We start from the raw sequence: 16,561 nt of genomic DNA, 5'->3' as shown, positions 1-16,561 counted from the left end.
TAACTTATATTAAATAAGTTTCATTTTATTATAGCTGTATTATTATTAAGCTAAACTACAATAATGTACTTGTAGTTACAATACGTATAACTACGTATTTTTATTAAAAATAAGTAGTATTAATTTTATACGCTTTTAGCTATTTTAGGTTTTGAAGATGTATTTAATCTTTAGAGATATTTAGATCTGCCAGAAATGTTTTGGTGTTACTTAATGTAGGTAATGCTATTTTTTTAGCTATTGTGTTTGAAACTAATATGTTAAAATAATTATCCTTATTATTGTTTATTAAAAAACAATAGTACAGTCTTTAACTACATAATAGCTATAGATTAAAACGTTATATGCGGACTTATAAAAATTAAATTTTAGCAGGCCAATTATTAGTATAGGTTGTTCCTTTTACACTAATTTCTTTTGCTGAAATTATAACTCTCGTTTTTAAGGGTTGTGCACTAACAGCATCAAAATCTTCCATATAATCTAAGCAATATGCTTCATTAAATGTTATGGTTTTAAGGCTTGACATATTATCTCTTTTGTAAAAGATAATATCTCCATTTTTGGTCATGTTATGAGATATCATCCATTCCAAAAAATCTGTTTTGTTAGTCGATTCGATTAAGAGAGTTATTTGTCCTCCACGAGGTTTTTGAGATGGTCGACCTGTAGTATCAGCGCCTTGATGGAAACCAAAGGAGCATTCTAATACATTCATTTCGTTATCATCAATATTAAGTTTTGCTAAAAATGACATTATAATAGGTTTAAAAATGAGAATAAAGAAATAAAGGGAGTGCATAAGCAACTCCCTTTAAGTTTATAAAATATTAATAATGTGAGTTATTATACCCAGTCATTAGTGTGTTCTCCGTTACCTATTCCAATACCTTTAGCAGATATTACAAAAGATTCTGACATTGGGTTTTTACCCGTAGAGTCAAAGTTTTCTAGATACTTAACCATGTATCCTTCTGTAAACTTTAATTCTTTAGAAGTAGACTCGCTATCTCTTTTTAAGAATACAATAGATCCGTCTTTACGCTCAAAGTTGTTAAACATCCAGTCAGAAAGACTTGTGTCTGCAGTAGACTCAACAGTTAATTTGATTTTTCCTCCTCTAGTAATAGAAGAAGGTCTCCCTGTTGCATCCGTTTCTTGGTGTAATTCGTAAGATGAATTTAATACGTTGTACTCTTGTCCTCCTACTTTAAGTTTTGCTTTAAAAGCCATAATAATAAATATTTAATTAATAAAAAAGTTTAAAAGCCATTAGTGGCATACCGTAAAGCTATCAATGTAAATGAATAAGATAGATTTTTTTCGATAAAAAGCTTTTTTATTAGCTAAAGTGTAGGCTGGTAACTTTTAGTTAACATTAGTACGTTGACAAACAATGACATAGTCTTCTTTTATGTCGTTGTTTATTATTGTTTTTGAAAAGTTAATATGTCTTAAAGAGGATATCCATGTAGGTTTTTTGTAAAAAATCCAGCCATTTGGTTCTTTAGTGTTTTGATCTAAGTAGTCTATTTGGCTTTCTGGATGTCTTTCATTATAGTCATTAATAAAAAAATAAAATAATTTACCAAACTCCATATTTTCTGGAGCTTTAACTCTAAAATTAGTAATATCAGGTAAGTTTTCATTTTTCTTAAACTCAAAACTTATGACTAGTGGATTTTGAAGTTCTTTTTTTGTAGGTTCTTTTACATCAACTTCCAATGGGTAAAACCAGTTTTTGTATTCAGGAACTGGTATTAGTAACGAAAATTCATATAATTTATATACCATAAAAGGAAAAATAAATGGTATAGATGCTGCTAGAAACGTGTAGTTAATACCTTCTCTAAAATTGGTTACGACATTTAAAAAAGCAAATAATCCAATTAAAGTTATAGCTATAGTAAATAAAAATTCTGAAAAGTAATCAGATTTATCTTCAGATAGAGCTGGAAAAAATTTTCTTAATATATAAAGGTGTAATAATCCTAAAATTAAAAATACAATTTGCATCCCAATAAAACTATTTACAGCTGTGTCGTTTAAAATTTTACTAGAACTAATAAATCCGACTAAACCAAAAGTGATTAATACAAATATGGCATATAGTATAGATTGCTTTTTTTGTTTTGAAAATGTTTTTCTTATTTTGGTAAATAGCATCATTATTATAGAGCCTACTATAAATAACAAAATGCTAATTTTAAAAGCGTTACCGTTTAATAAACTTGAAAGAGAACCCATTTTTTTCTTTTTATAATGTTGTTGAAATTCCTAAAGAGGAACTATTATTGTTGTCTAGTGAAAATGCTGAAGGATTTTTAACTTGGTATTTTGTTGTTACATCCAGCTCTAAAGGTAAAAAATAACTGTAAAATACCTTTAAAAAATTTGAAATTCCTTTATTTGAAATATAACTATCTATTTCGTTTTTATCTTTTAACCAAATAGTAACTTCTAGATTTAAGGTTGATATAGGGTTGTCAATATTTTCTAAAACAGCATTTATACCTAATTTTAGATCTATATTTTTTTGACTAGACTTAAAACTGTTGTTTTCGTATTTTTTTGAAACGTTACGTCTGTTTTGAGTATTTTTTCTAAACTTAATCTTGTTAATTCTAAATTACCAGCTATTTTAAAGCAATGTGGTAGTAACTTAACAAGTTTTAGTAAATATGCTTTTGGCATATCTTGATTAAGGTTCCAGAAGTCTATTAAGTAATCATCTTTTAAACTATAAAAGTTGTTTAATAATATGCGTTCATTTTTTTCAATATTTAATCTTTGTTCAAAAAATTCGTTTTCGATAGGAGAGAAGAAAGACCTTGCATCTGCTTCTTCTTTTTTGTTTTAATCCTGTTTGATGAAAACGAGTTTGATCGATTGTTTTTTGAGTATGAAAAAAACCTTCTGGTAAATAATCATAAAGACCACTTCTAGATATATCCATGCTTAATAAGTTGTCTTCAAGCTTTGATACATCTATATTTAATAAATCGCGTCTGTATGGTCTTTGAAAAGTACTTTTATTATTGACAATGATTTGTTCAGACTTTAAGTCTGTACGTTCTTGTACTTCTGCTATTAAAACTTCGGTTTTTAAGTTTTGATATACAGATAATAATTCACTAAAAATTTCTTTTATTTGAGACGTATTCATTGTAATAAGGACTTAGTTTTCTGGTAATAGTCGTCCTGCTGCAACAAATTTTGTTTTCCAATATTTATCATTTAAGTTGCTTATTTGAACACCGCTTTTTCCGTTAGCATCCAAATTACTTGTAGAATGAACAAACATGCCATTAAAAAGGTATAATCCAACATGATTTAAAGCGTCGTTATCTTTACCAACACCAGTAAAAAAGATTAAGTCACCTTCAAAAAGTGCTTCTTGTTGTTTAAACTCGTCTATAAAATCCGACTCATATTGTTCTCTAGCAGTTCTTTCAATTCTTACATCATAAATTTTAGAGGCAATTAATTGTGTGAAAGAGGAACAGTCAATCCCTTTTTTTGTAACTCCAGCATATTTGTAAGTTACATTATCCCATTCTTCAATTAGGTTATATAATTCAACATTTGTTAAATCTAATGGGTCAACATTCAAGATTTCTGCATATTTTTTTTGTACTTCTGTAATTTCAAAAGTATCAGTGCCTATTGTTGGTTCCGCTTCTGGCTGTTTGTAGTCAACGACAGGTTCATCTTTTCCTGTTTTTCCTTTACTATGCAGTTTTTCTAATTTTTTAAGTTCTTTAGAATAAGCTTTGTCTTTTTTACGTAATTCTTTCTCTATTGATGCAATTCGTTCGGCTTCTTCTTTCTCTGCAATTTTTTCTAATTTTTTAGCTTCTCTTGCAGCAACTTTACGATTATAAAGTTCTTTTTTAGTAGGTTCAAGTTTTACTTCTTTAGCTTCGATTTTTGCAGACCCTTTGACGTCAATTAAAAAGATTTCATGTTCAAATTCCTTCTTTTCAACGATTATAGCATACTGACCTTCTGGTAGTCTGTTAGTAAAAATAAATTTACCTTCAGCATCTGTAGCTTCAGTGTATTCCGTGTCTTTAATCGTTACGATAGCTCCTTCTATAGGTGTAGATAATTGGTCGTCAAAAACAACGCCTTCAAAAAATGTTTCTTGAGCATTACTTACTAAACACAATAAGATTAAAAGTGGAGTTAAAAGTAGTTTTTTCATTTAACTAAGTATTATTTTTTTTGGTTATTTTATTATTGAAAAATTTGATTTATAAAAGTAGATAAAAAAAATATCGTAGACTTTATATATCGACAAAATGCATTAAAATAAGTATGAAATGAATTTAATTTTAAAAGTAATAAAATTATATTTAATTTCAGCTTTTTTATTTAAATGATACACTTATCTTAGTACAGTAACAATACCTAATGAACAATAATTACTATAAATTACCGATAAATGCCGAGTCGCTTATTAAAAGCAGAATACATCAAACCTGTGGATTGTCAGATTCCATAGCAAATAATATTCATTTGATAGCAACATCATACTTTGGAGAGTGTACTTTTGATGATAGTTATGGATGCTCTATTTGGAATATAGATTTTGATAATTTAAAAAGCACTAATAAATTAAAATCTTTAATTGAAGAGTCTTTGATAGACTCGTTAAAAATTCATGAAAAAAGATTAACTCATGTTAGAGTTTCTGTAAGAATTAAACAAGAAGAATTAAATCTAAACGAACAAAGTAACAGGATTAAAAAAAGAGTAGATATTAATGTTAAAGGAAAAATTAAAAAAATTGATGAAGATTTTTCTTATATCGAACACTTTTTTATCGGACCATTATCATATTAAAGAGTAAATGAATAATACCAAAGAACAGATTAAAAATAGGATGCTTAAAAAGGCAGCAACACTTTGGGGTGTTCCTGCTAATGAGATAGAGATGTCCTTTGACCCACTGGTCGCTTTGTTAATTAGTGCTTGCGCTAGTGAAATTGAAAAAATTAGCGGAGAAATAAACGAGTCTCAAACTAGGATTACAGAAAAAATAATCCAGTTAATGACGCCAGAAACCATTTATGGTCCAAAACCGGCTCATGCAGTTATGACAAGTCATCCAATTGATGCTAAGGCAATAGTAATGCCTGAAACCTTATATTATTATAAGAAAAAGGTGACACAAAAAAAGACAACCCAAAATTTTAAAAACTTATACTTTACACCAGTATCAGAGTCTACTTTAATTAACGCAAAGATAGATTATATAGCTGCAGGCAAAACTATAAAACAAATAGAGGGTAAAAATGACGATATAGTTTTACATGACTCTGGATCTAGAAATAACTTACCTAATTCTACATTATATCTAGGTATATCTAGTGATTTAGAAGTTTTAGATTTAAATGATGTTTCATTTTATTTTGAATTATTAGATTTAGATGACAAAGCATTATTTTATCACCATTTAAAATTTGCCGAATGGTATGTCGACAATAAAAGAATTAATACAGAATCAGGTTTTATAAGTAATCAAAAAAGTGCAGAGCTAGATTTAGATGCTATTTTTGAAGATGCACCCAATAAAACAAACAACATTGTACAACAAGCTTGTGAATTTTATGATAAGCACTTTGTTAAGATTCAGCCTAACAAGCAAAATCCAACTTTTAGTGATTCGAAATTTGAAGAATTAGAAAACATAATATCTGAAAATAAAGTAAAGATTGCAGAAAATGTTAGATGGATTAAAATTGTATTTCCTAGAGTTATTTCTAACGCTACATTGTCCAATATATTTGTAACTGTAAATGCATTTCCTGTTTTAAATAGAGAGATTAATAATTTTTCATACAGACTGAAAGAATTTATTAGTATTGTACCTATTAAAACAGATGATTTGTTTTTAGATGTTAATAGTATATCAAATACTAGTGGTAAGCAATACAAGCCACAAAGTAAAGATAATTCTTACGAAGAAAAAGGAACTTATATTACAAGAACAGAAAATGTAGGTAAATTAGGATACAGAAAGGCTAAAGAGTATGTCGTATATCTTTTAGAGCTATTAAAAGATGAAAGTGCGTCTTTCTCGATGTTTAATAACGATTTTTTACAATCTAATCTTAAAGAACTAAATCAGCTAATAGCGCGTTTAGAAAAAAAGGTGTCAGAAATTACTAATGATGTGTCAGAAACCACATATTTAAGTCTTAAACCAATAAAACCTAAAGAGTCTTTAATAGTCGAGTACTGGACAACAAATGGTGCACAAGCCAATAATATAAAAACAGGTAGTGAGCTTGAAATATATAAAGGAATAGGTATAAAACAAAAAAGTAGTAAGTTGTTGTCTCCAACTTTTGGTGGAAAAGATCATCTTACTATGGAAGAGCGTTTAAATGCTTATAGACGTTCTTTGTTGTCAAGAGATAGAATTGTGACTAAAGAAGATGTTAAGGCTTTATGTTATGAGATATACAATAACAAAATCGTTGATGTAAAAATTAAAAAAAGTTATACAAAAGATATAGCATTAAATAAAGGATTAGTAAATTGTATCGAAATTGAACTTTTAGCTAATCCAGAAAACAATACAAATGAAGAAGAATGGGAGGCTTTAAATAGTAATTTATTATTATTTTTGGAAAATCATTCGGTAAGTGTTTTTCCTTACAAAATCAAAATATCTTAAAAATTATAATCATGTCAGAAAAAAATATTACACATTATCACATGGATAAAATGGTAAAATATTTATTCATTTTTGTATTTTTAATATCAGCCTCAGTATTGGGTTATCATTACAATAATCAGTCTGGCTGTAACATTGTTGTTTTTGAGTCTGAAGCTCAGAATTATACAGTAAAAGAAGCAATTGTATTTAATGATAAAACAATTGATGCTGAAAAATGGCAATGGGATTTTGGAGATAACACGTCTTCGTTTCAAAAAAATCCTGCGCATTATTTTGAAAAACCGGGTAGTTATGATGTGCAACTTATAGTAAATGGTAAATGTTCAACTATACAAACAGTCCAGATTAACGAAGCTATTAAAATTGTTGATTCTACAAAATTTCCTGTTTTTAACTTGCCAGAATCTATTAGAGCAGGAGAAAAACTAGTGTTAAATGATGAAACAGATAACGCTAGTGCATGGGAATGGCGTTTTGGTGAAAGTGCAAATGTTGATGATAATAACAAAATAGCAAGTTATGTTTATAAAGAGCCAGGTTTGTATACTATAAAACTTGTTGTAAATAATGAGTATGATTACATTTCTAAAAAGAAAATTAAAGTATTAGAGCCGGAAAAACCAATATCTATTTTAGATCAAGAAATACCAAGTACAAAACCAATAAAAAATTGGAAAGTAAAGGATTATCCAATTGGTTATAATCCAGATGATGATGATAAATCAACAGATGTAAAGCCTATGACTGCACCTAATATTACAGATAAAAACTTTTCTAGAATGTTAATTCAGGTCTCTAACGGAACTAAAACAGCTTTAGATTTTAAGATGTATTTCTGTGGTGATATTAACAAAACGGTTGTAGTAAATAAAAGTACAATGTCATTTTCTGTTTTATGTCAAAAAATAGCAAACAAGAATATTAAAATTAAATCTTTAGAGTTAGATAAGCAAAAAGGGACCAATTGTATTGAAAATGTATCTTTAATATATAAAAGAACCATTTTTTAATAAACTTTTACCCAAATAATATAATATAAAATGAAAGCAGAACACACACATCATAAAATCAATTGGGTTGATGGCATGAAGATTAATAAAAATCATTTTATTGGTATGGAAAATGCCATGATGAGTGCCTTGCATAGCAGTAACGCTAATCATGTTACACCAGTAAACTTTGGTTTATTACCCTCAAATAGTTTGGCTCAAAATTCTATTGATGTTGTAATGTCAATGGATGGCCAATCAACAATACATGTTGATGTTAACATATGTAGAGCTATAACACTAGGTGGTTTTGAAATTAATATAACAGAAGACACTAAAGCGCTATTAGAACAATCGGGTCAAATACTTAAACATCAATACGATCTTGATGCTAATGATCAAGAATGGTTTATAGTGTTATATGTTAATCCATTTAACAAAATACCTGTTGGAGACGCAGATCCACAAGAAGATCCACCACGCCATCCTTTTGTGTTATCAGATTATAAAATAGATATCATTCCAAAAAATGAATCGTCTGACAACGAAATGGGATTGTATCACATTACCATTGGTAAGGTCGAAATGGTAGGAGATACACCAACATTAGTAGAAGATTTTATACCACCATGTCGATCAATCCAAAGTCATCCAGATTTAAAATTTACATATTCTGAGATTGGTGCTTTTCTAAATCAAATGGAGCATTTCTCAATGCATATTGTTCAAAAAATATATCAAAAAAAGCAAACTAATGATCTTGCGCATATGGTTTTGCATTTAGCCCAAAAAACGGGAGAATATTTAAATGCAATAATACCAGAGTTTAGACTTAAAGATAAGTATGAAGCACCTGTAGTTATGTTAACAAAATTAGTTAGTTTAGCTAGAGTTATTAAAAGTGCTTTAGATGTATACGTAGGAACAGGTAAAGAAGAACTATTAAATTACTTAACAGATTGGTGTGATTTAAATCAAGGTGCTTTTGAAAATGTTTTAATAGAAATGATAGAGTTAGACTACGTTCATACTAATATTAACGAATCATTATATAAAACTTCTGCATTTACTAGATTAATGTTATCCTTGTATAAAAAATTAAATGAGTTAGATTATATTGGAAAAAAATCAGATTCTAATATATTTGTAAAAGAAGAAGTTGTAGATAATACAGAAGTTAAAAGCAGAAGAAGCTTTTTATTAGATTAATCAACCATAATTACGTCCACATAAATAATGAAACCAAAAAACAGCAAAGAAAGAAGAAATAGTTTTTTAAAATTCCTTTTAATTTTTTTAGTAACCGTAGGTACAATAGTTGGTGCTGTATTTTTTAATTTTCAGATTTCTAATAAAGAAAATGAAGTTTTAAAAGAACAAGCTTCTTTGGTTAAAGAAGAACTTAAATTTCAAGCCAGTTTTGCTAATAAAATGGAAGAAGTTTCGGTAATAATAGATTCTTTAACAGCTCCAGGTGCTACAGTATCTTTTGATAATGCAGAAATTGGAAAAAGATTATCAGAACTTCAGAATTCAATTCCTAAAAAAGATTCTACTCAAAATTATGATCTTTATGAAAATATAATCAGTACATTTATGAAGCTTCAAAAAGCTCAAAATAGATTAATTAAAGTTAGAGAAACAGAGCAAAAAATTAATGAATATGAATTAAAACTTGAAGAGTGCTTTGAAAGTGTTAAAGACCTACAAAGAGATGTTCAGTTTTACAGTAGAAATAATTAAATATAAAAATTATCATAAGTCTAAAAGCCTGATTACTTAAATAAAAGTAATCAGGCTTTTTTTGTGCTAGAGTAATAAGCTAATAATTATTGGCTTATCTTGCAGCGTTTTATTTGTAGTTAATGCAAATAGAAAAAGTAAACTATAAATATGGAAAGAAGTCTTAAAGCAGAAGATAAAATTGCACAAATAAATAAAGTAGTACAGGCCTACTTTGATAATAATCCTAATACAGATTGGATACCAGCAAAACAAATTATGCCTGAATTAGTTAAGGTAGGGATATTTGCAAAGGATCAAAAAAAGGATTACCACTCCGAAAAGTTTTACGTGATTTAGATCAAAAAAATGCTTTAGACTCAATATCGTTATTACATGTAGAGCGAACGGATAAAGCAATTTACTGGTATTTTGTAAAAGAGGGAGCTAAATTTCCTGAGAATACAGCTATAAGTACTGTGTCTAAAAAAGATAAAGCTAAAACAACAAGAGAAAATACGGATGAGTTTTATATTATAAACCTTTGTGATGAAATTTTAAAACAAACCGCGTCTCGTAAGCATACTTTTTCATGGTTGTTTGGAGACATGCATAAAAAAGGAAAAACAAGGACTTTATTACCCTTAGCAGCATTTTATGAAGCTTCTAACTTAGTGATAGAATTTGCTGAAAATAGAAAGAAGACAGAAGCTCAACAAATAAAACTAGAGGAGTTAACTGTTAGTGGTGTAACAAGAGGTGAGCAAATCCAAAAGTATAATCATAGACGAAAAGAAATGTTATCAAAAAAGGGTGTTAATTTGGCTGTAATTGACTATTCTTCATTTGAAACAAACAATAAAAATAGATTAGTTCGTAATAAGACAGAAGATATTATTGAACTAAAAAAATACTTAAAAAATATCTATAAAACATTATTTCTAATTTTGATAATTTATTAATTTTTATTCAATTAAGTTTATAGTAATATTACTTGTATAGTTTGATTTCTCTATTTAATTTAACCATACAATGTTGTATATTGCTACATGCTTAAATTGAATATTTTTTATACTAAAACAGTGTTTAAGACACTGTTTTTTATTGTTATATGTTTTTTTTGTGGTAATATAATATCTCAAAATTTACCACCTATACAATATTTTTCTCCCAAACATTATAAAGCCGAAAATCAAAACTGGGCACTTTCACAAAGTGACAATAAACATATATATGTAGCAAATTCAAAAGGGCTTTTAGAGTTTAATGGAGCAGAATGGACATTGTATCCTTCCTCTAATCAAACAATTTTGAGGTCTGTAAAGGTTTTTAAAGATAAAATTTATACAGGAAGTTATATGCAATTTGGTTTTTGGTCCAAAAACTCTAAAGGAGCATTAAGTTATACTTCTCTTTCGGATAAAATAAAAGATAAGCTATTAGAAGATGAGCAGTTTTGGAAAATTACTAATCTAGATGATTGGCTGTTATTTCAATCGTTAAACAGGATTTATGTTTATAATTTAAAAACACAAACATTTAAAATATTGTCCTCTGATGCTGGTATTATAAAGATGTTTAAAGTTAATAATACTATTTATTATCAGGATAGGGTAAAAGGAATTTTAAAGTTAGAAAACGGTAAGCCTTCTGTTATTGCTGGTAGTACTTTTTTTAATCAAAAAATAATTTCTGGTTTATACCTTATCGATAATAATTTAATGGTTGTCACCCAAAATAATGGGATTTATAAAGTTAACAGTGATAATATTACGGTTTGGTCTCAAAAATTAAATCAAAAACTATTACAATATTCAATCTATAGCAGTATTAAAATAAAAGATAATAGTTTGTTATTGGGTACCATTAGTAATGGTTTAATTAAAGTTAATTCTGATGGAGTTATAAAGCAACACATCAATCAGATCAATGGTTTGGGGAATAATACAGTATTATCATTATTTCAGGACTTAGATAATAATTTATGGTTAGGTTTAGATAATGGTATTAATTTTATCAACACCAATTCTCCTTATAAAATTTTTAATGATGATAAAGGAGCTTTAGGAGCAGTTTACGCTTCAATTGTTTGTGATGATATACTATACCTAGGTACTAATCAAGGCTTGTTTTATAAAAAAGAAAATCAAACCAAGTTTTCTCCTGTTATTAACACCAAAGGACAAGTTTGGGTTTTAAAAATTATTAATAATCAATTATTTTGTGGTCACAATTCGGGTACTTTTTTAATAAAGAATGATCAAGCTGAAAAAATTTCAAGCATAGACGGAACTTGGGATTTGAAAGCAGTTAAAGGGAAGCCTAATTTGTTACTTCAAGGGAATTATAACGGATTAAATGTTTTAGAGAACAAGAATGGAGTATGGCAATTAAGAAATAAAATTAAAGGTTTTGATAACTCCTCTAGATTTTTTGTAATGCCAACAACTAATCAAGTTTTTGTTAGTCACGAGTATAAAGGTGTTTTTAAATTAGAGGTTGATGATGACTTACAAAAGATTTTAAAAGTTTCGAAGGTCAAAAATTTAAAAAAGGGTTTGTTTTCTTCGTTAGTAGAATATAATACGACTTTATATTACGCTTCAAATCAAGGTATTTATAAAAAAGAAACAACCAATAACGAATTTGTTAAAGATTCATTATTAACTAGCTTATATGATACTCAAGGGTATTCTTCTGGTAAATTAATAACAGATCAAGCAACTAATTCTTTATGGATTATTACTCAAAAAGGTATTAACTATATTAGTCCTGGTAAATTAAGTACAGTTCCTAAAGTATCATTTATACCTTTGCCAAGCACTTTAAGAGAGGGTATTTCAGGCTACGAAAGTATATTTAGTATTAAGCCTAGTACCTTTTTATTTGGTACTTCAAAAGGGTATATTGTTATTGATGTCACTCAAATTCTAAACAAAAACTACAATGTTTCTATCAATTCTGTTAACAAATCCCCTTTGGTTAGCACTAAAGAATTAATAGATTTAAATCAAGACGTTATTTTAAATAATAAAGAGAATAACCTTCAGATTGGTTACAGTATAGCTGAGTTTGATAAGTATTTAGAAGCAGAATATTCCCATAAATTAGAAGGCTTATATGATTCTTGGAGCAATTGGACCACAAAGCCAAGTGTCTTATATAAAAACTTGTCTTATGGTGATTATGTTTTTAAAGTAAGAGCTAGAGTAGGTGAGCAGGTAGTGACAAATCAAGCATCCTTTAAATTTACAATTCAAAAGCCTTGGTATATATCAAATTTAATGATTGTAGTGTATGTGTTATTTGGATTGCTAACCGTTATTTTAATCAATTATCTTTATAAACAGTATTACAAAAAACAAAAACAAAAATTAGTAATTAAAGCAAAACGCGAATTAGAACTTAAAGATTTTGAAACACAACAGCAATTAATGGCTTTAAATAACGAAAAACTTAGACAAGAAATTGAAAACAAGAACCGTGAACTTGCGATTTCTACAATGAGTTTAATTAAAAAGAATGAATTTTTAAATACAATTAAAATTGAATTAAACGAAAAAGTTAACGATACTAATTTAAAGTCCGTAATTAGAATTATTGATAAGAATATTAATAATAAAGATGATTGGAATTTGTTTGAAGAAGCTTTTAATAATGCTGATAAAGATTTTTTAAAGAAGGTAAAATCAAAACATGAAACTTTAACTCCAAACGATTTAAGATTGTGTGCATATCTTAGACTTAACTTATCTTCAAAAGAGATTGCTCCGCTACTTAATATTTCTCCTAGAAGTGTAGAGGTTAAACGATATCGTTTGCGTAAAAAAATGAATTTAGAACATAATGTTAATTTAACAGACTATATTCTTAGCATTTAAACACTATACACTTAGGTGTTTTACCTATACATGACCTATACAAACCTTGTTTTACAACGTTTTAGTAGCCTTGATTAATTATGGTTAAATAAACGTTAACACTGTATAAACATAATATTAACAGGTTTTTCTGTGATTTTTTTATCGTGTATGTTTTTTGTAGCGGTTAATTTTATCAAATTATCATTTTATGTCAATAATTTTGGTAAAAGCACAAAAACTTTATCATATGAAAAAAACTATTTTCTCATTTCTACTAATATTTTTTACTCTATTTGTTTCGGCTCAAGAGTATACAATATCCGGAAATGTTACTGGTGTTCAGGATGGATTTCCCATTCCTACCGTTAACATTATAGTTAAAAACACATCAAATGGTGTGACCTCAGATTTTGATGGTAACTATACTATTAATAATGTTCCAAAAAATGCAACTTTAGTATTCTCTTATATAGGATACAAAACAAAAGAAGTTGTAATTACTAATGGTAACATATTAAATGTACAATTAACTGAAGACGTTGAAGCTTTAGAAGAAGTAGTCGTAATTGGTTATGGTACACAAAAACGAAAAGAAGTAACAGGTGCTGTTGCTACTGTATCAAGCGAAACTATTGAAGCGCTAAAACCTACACGTATAGAGCAAGCATTACAAGGCCAAGTAGCAGGTGTTAATATAACATCTCAATCTGGTGCTCCTGGAAGTTCTTCAGATATTAGAATTCGAGGTATTTCTACAAATGGAGATAATAAGCCTTTAATCTTAGTAGATGGTAACGTCATTGAAGATTTAAGTGTAATAAACCCAAATGATATTGAGAGTTATACTGTTTTAAAAGATGCTACAGCAGGTATTTACGGTGTTAGAGCTGCAAATGGTGTGATTTTAATTACAACTAAAACAGGTCGCAAAAATAAAAAAATGGTTTTTAACTACGACTCTTATGTTGGTTTTCAGAAAACGACAAGAAAAATACCACTTCTTAATGCTACTGAATATGCTTTAATTAAAAATGAAGCAGCAGTGGCTAGTGGAGATGATTTAATTTTTCCAGATACATTTGGTTTAGGAGAAGGTACAAATTGGCAGGATGAAATTTTTGAAACAGCACCTATATTCAGCAATGCTTTAACAGCAAGTGGTGGTACTGAAAAATCAACGTATTCTTTTGGAGCTTCTTTACTTACTCAAGACGGTATTGTTGGTGGTAGTAAAGCAAATTTTACTCGTTATACAACACGTGCTAATTATGGATTAGAAATAATTGAAAACTTAAATTTTAAGGCTAATTTAATTTATACAGGTACAACAAGAAAAACGCTTTCAGAAGGCGGTTTAGGTTCTGTCTTATTTAATGCAATTAATTTTTCTCCAACAGATGCTCCAACAGATCAATCAGGACAGTTTACTTCTTCAGAAGGATACCCAATTGAAGTTGTAAACCCTTTAAAACAATTAGAGAATACTTTTAATCGAACTAAGGTGGATAAGATTAGTGGTGTTTTTGGTTTAAATTATGATTTTTTAAATAATTTTTCTGCCCAAGCTAATTACCAATGGAACTATTCAGAGGTAAGAACAAGAGCATTAAACCCTATAGTAGATTATGGTAATGGCTCAGTATTTAATAATACCAATAATGTACAGTTTACAGAAGGGGTTTCATTTTATAGAGATTATACTTTTGATGCCTTTGTTAATTACGACACTTCTTTTAATGATGAAACGCACAATATTAAAGCGACATTAGGGACTTCAGTTTTTAAAACTACAGGAGATTCTTATTTAGCTGTTGGAGACGGAATGCCTTTAAATACAGTTTTTAGTGATGCAGATATAAACGATGCTACTACTATTACAGATCCATATTCTCAAATCAGTAATCGTTTTTATGATTCTAGATTATTATCCTATTTTGGAAGATTACAATACAATTATAAAGGAAAGTATTTATTATCAGCAGTAGTTAGACGTGATGGTTCTACAGCATTTGGACCAGAAAATAAATTTGGAGTATTTCCTTCAGGTTCTGTTGGATGGGTAGTGTCAGATGAAGATTTTTTATCAGATAGTAACACTATTAACTTTTTAAAATTTAGAAGCTCTTATGGTATTTTGGGTAATGATAGAATTGCACCATTTGCATTTGAATCGTTATTAGATGGAGAAGCAACTTATGGCTTTGATAATCAATTGGCTTTGGGTAATGCTGTAGGTCGCATTTCTAACCCAGAAGTTAAATGGGAAGAACAAAAAGCTTTTGATATTGGTTTTGAAACGAGATTATTTAATAATAAAATAGATATTTCTGCAGATTATTTTAACCGTAAAACCGAAAATTTATTACTTCAAGTAGAGAGTTCTGCCATTTTAGGTGTTGCTGCTCCTGGGTCTGGAAATCCAATTGTTAATGCAGGAACAGTTCAAAACAGTGGATTAGAATTTCAGATTAGTTATAAAGATCAACTGTCAGATGATTTTAAATTTAATATAAGTTACAATTTTGCAACATTAAAAAATGAAGTGTTACAAGTAGATAATAGCATTGGTTATGTTACTGGAGGAGTTTTTGGTATAGGACAATTACCGCCTTCAAGAATGCAAGAAGGACAGCCAATGGGTGTGTTTTATGGATTACAGACTGATGGTGTTTTCCAAACACAAGAAGAAGTTGATGCTCATCCTTCTCAATTAGCTTTAGGAGCAAATGCAGAAGCTGGTGACTTGCGTTTTGTAGATGTTAACAATGATGGAATTATAGATGATAATGATAGAACGTTTATTGGAGATCCAATTCCAGATGTTACTATGGGGTTAAATTTATCATTTGATTATAAAAATTTCGATTTTCAAACTTACTTTTTCGCATCTATAGGTAACGATATTGTTAGAAACTATGATCGTAACAGCGTTAAAACAAACTTAACGACTAATGTTTTAGATAGATGGACTGGTCCAGGGACTAGTAATACTGATCCTAGAGTTACAAATAGTGCAACATCTAACACTGTCTTTTCAGATTATTTTGTAGAAGATGGTTCATTTATAAGAGCACAAAACATGCAATTAGGATATTCTTTTAATAAAGATAAATTAGATAGTATAGGTTTAAAAGATATAAGATTATATGTGTCTGTAAGTAATGCTTTTACATTAACAAAATATAGTGGTTTTGATCCAACAACATCTAATGGAAATCCAATAGGAGGAGGAATTGATAATGGATTTTACCCTAACCCAAGAACATTTTTAATTGGTACTAACGTTAAATTTTAAG

The 16,561-nt window shown here is 28.5% G+C and carries 14 protein-coding genes; 9 read left to right on the top strand and 5 right to left on the bottom strand.

What is annotated here, in order from left to right; genetic code table 11:
* Positions 1–361 precede the first annotated feature (361 nt).
* From tssD (AC0L4B_RS14970) to AC0L4B_RS14950, 5 genes are all read right to left on the bottom strand, one after another.
* Complete coding sequence (gene tssD / locus AC0L4B_RS14970) at positions 362–757, bottom strand: type VI secretion system tube protein TssD (RefSeq protein WP_473437637.1); 396 nt, start codon at positions 755–757, stop codon at positions 362–364.
* Positions 758–846: 89 nt separating this feature from the next.
* Complete coding sequence (gene tssD / locus AC0L4B_RS14965; protein WP_054851291.1) at positions 847–1,233, bottom strand: type VI secretion system tube protein TssD; 387 nt, start codon at positions 1,231–1,233, stop codon at positions 847–849.
* 135 nt (positions 1,234–1,368) lie between these two features.
* Complete coding sequence (locus tag AC0L4B_RS14960; RefSeq protein WP_473437636.1) at positions 1,369–2,247, bottom strand: TssN family type VI secretion system protein; 879 nt, start codon at positions 2,245–2,247, stop codon at positions 1,369–1,371.
* Between the two features lie 547 nt (positions 2,248–2,794).
* Entirely contained in the window at positions 2,795–3,166 is a 372-nt protein-coding gene (locus tag AC0L4B_RS14955; protein WP_473437635.1) for a hypothetical protein, read from the bottom strand.
* 12 nt (positions 3,167–3,178) lie between these two features.
* On the bottom strand, positions 3,179–4,207 hold the full coding sequence (locus AC0L4B_RS14950; RefSeq protein ID WP_473437634.1) for an NlpC/P60 family protein: 1,029 nt from the start codon (positions 4,205–4,207) through the stop codon (positions 3,179–3,181).
* Positions 4,208–4,416: 209 nt separating this feature from the next.
* Here AC0L4B_RS14950 and AC0L4B_RS14945 point away from each other — a divergent pair, with 209 nt between their 5' ends.
* The 9 genes from AC0L4B_RS14945 (at position 4,417) to AC0L4B_RS14905 (ending at position 16,560) form a co-directional block, all read left to right on the top strand.
* Positions 4,417–4,848 carry a GPW/gp25 family protein gene (locus AC0L4B_RS14945; protein ID WP_054851288.1) on the top strand — a complete coding sequence of 144 codons (432 nt, stop codon included), beginning with the start codon at positions 4,417–4,419 and terminating at the stop codon, positions 4,846–4,848.
* Between the two features lie 7 nt (positions 4,849–4,855).
* A complete protein-coding gene (locus tag AC0L4B_RS14940) occupies positions 4,856–6,688 on the top strand; it encodes a type VI secretion system baseplate subunit TssF (RefSeq protein ID WP_473437633.1) in 1,833 nt (610 codons plus the stop codon).
* A gap of 11 nt (positions 6,689–6,699) precedes the next feature.
* Complete coding sequence (locus tag AC0L4B_RS14935; protein ID WP_473437632.1) at positions 6,700–7,701, top strand: PKD domain-containing protein; 1,002 nt, start codon at positions 6,700–6,702, stop codon at positions 7,699–7,701.
* 30 nt (positions 7,702–7,731) lie between these two features.
* On the top strand, positions 7,732–8,889 hold the full coding sequence (locus AC0L4B_RS14930) for a hypothetical protein (RefSeq protein WP_473437631.1): 1,158 nt from the start codon (positions 7,732–7,734) through the stop codon (positions 8,887–8,889).
* Positions 8,890–8,916: 27 nt separating this feature from the next.
* Positions 8,917–9,423, top strand: coding sequence for a type VI secretion system TssO (tssO, locus tag AC0L4B_RS14925; RefSeq protein ID WP_473437630.1), 507 nt, complete (start codon positions 8,917–8,919; stop codon positions 9,421–9,423).
* 150 nt (positions 9,424–9,573) lie between these two features.
* Positions 9,574–9,762, top strand: a complete 189-nt coding sequence (locus AC0L4B_RS14920) for a hypothetical protein (protein ID WP_473437629.1) — start codon at positions 9,574–9,576, stop codon at positions 9,760–9,762.
* A 119-nt stretch (positions 9,763–9,881) separates the two neighbouring features.
* Complete coding sequence (locus tag AC0L4B_RS14915) at positions 9,882–10,364, top strand: hypothetical protein (RefSeq protein ID WP_473437628.1); 483 nt, start codon at positions 9,882–9,884, stop codon at positions 10,362–10,364.
* Positions 10,365–10,484: 120 nt separating this feature from the next.
* Entirely contained in the window at positions 10,485–13,283 is a 2,799-nt protein-coding gene (locus tag AC0L4B_RS14910) for a helix-turn-helix and ligand-binding sensor domain-containing protein (RefSeq protein ID WP_473437627.1), read from the top strand.
* Positions 13,284–13,512: 229 nt separating this feature from the next.
* Positions 13,513–16,560: a SusC/RagA family TonB-linked outer membrane protein gene (locus AC0L4B_RS14905; protein WP_473437626.1), complete on the top strand. Its 3,048-nt coding sequence runs from the start codon at positions 13,513–13,515 to the stop codon at positions 16,558–16,560.
* The last annotated feature ends 1 nt before the right edge of the window (position 16,561 follow it).

It is taken from the genome of Olleya sp. NP1-10 (assembly GCF_055804415.1).
This window is presented reverse-complemented; position numbering and strand designations above follow the sequence as displayed.

What these genes read in the sequence shown, in the direction of transcription:
- tssD (WP_473437637.1), bottom strand. Translation starts at nt 757, where the DNA reads ATGTCATTTTTAGCAAAACTTAATATTGATGATAACGAAATGAATGTA.
- tssD (WP_054851291.1), bottom strand. Translation starts at nt 1,233, where the DNA reads ATGGCTTTTAAAGCAAAACTTAAAGTAGGAGGACAAGAGTACAACGTA.
- AC0L4B_RS14960 (WP_473437636.1), bottom strand. Translation starts at nt 2,247, where the DNA reads ATGGGTTCTCTTTCAAGTTTATTAAACGGTAACGCTTTTAAAATTAGC.
- AC0L4B_RS14955 (WP_473437635.1), bottom strand. Translation starts at nt 3,166, where the DNA reads ATGAATACGTCTCAAATAAAAGAAATTTTTAGTGAATTATTATCTGTA.
- AC0L4B_RS14950 (WP_473437634.1), bottom strand. Translation starts at nt 4,207, where the DNA reads ATGAAAAAACTACTTTTAACTCCACTTTTAATCTTATTGTGTTTAGTA.
- AC0L4B_RS14945 (WP_054851288.1), top strand. Translation starts at nt 4,417, where the DNA reads ATGAACAATAATTACTATAAATTACCGATAAATGCCGAGTCGCTTATT.
- AC0L4B_RS14940 (WP_473437633.1), top strand. Translation starts at nt 4,856, where the DNA reads ATGAATAATACCAAAGAACAGATTAAAAATAGGATGCTTAAAAAGGCA.
- AC0L4B_RS14935 (WP_473437632.1), top strand. Translation starts at nt 6,700, where the DNA reads ATGTCAGAAAAAAATATTACACATTATCACATGGATAAAATGGTAAAA.
- AC0L4B_RS14930 (WP_473437631.1), top strand. Translation starts at nt 7,732, where the DNA reads ATGAAAGCAGAACACACACATCATAAAATCAATTGGGTTGATGGCATG.
- tssO (WP_473437630.1), top strand. Translation starts at nt 8,917, where the DNA reads ATGAAACCAAAAAACAGCAAAGAAAGAAGAAATAGTTTTTTAAAATTC.
- AC0L4B_RS14920 (WP_473437629.1), top strand. Translation starts at nt 9,574, where the DNA reads ATGGAAAGAAGTCTTAAAGCAGAAGATAAAATTGCACAAATAAATAAA.
- AC0L4B_RS14905 (WP_473437626.1), top strand. Translation starts at nt 13,513, where the DNA reads ATGAAAAAAACTATTTTCTCATTTCTACTAATATTTTTTACTCTATTT.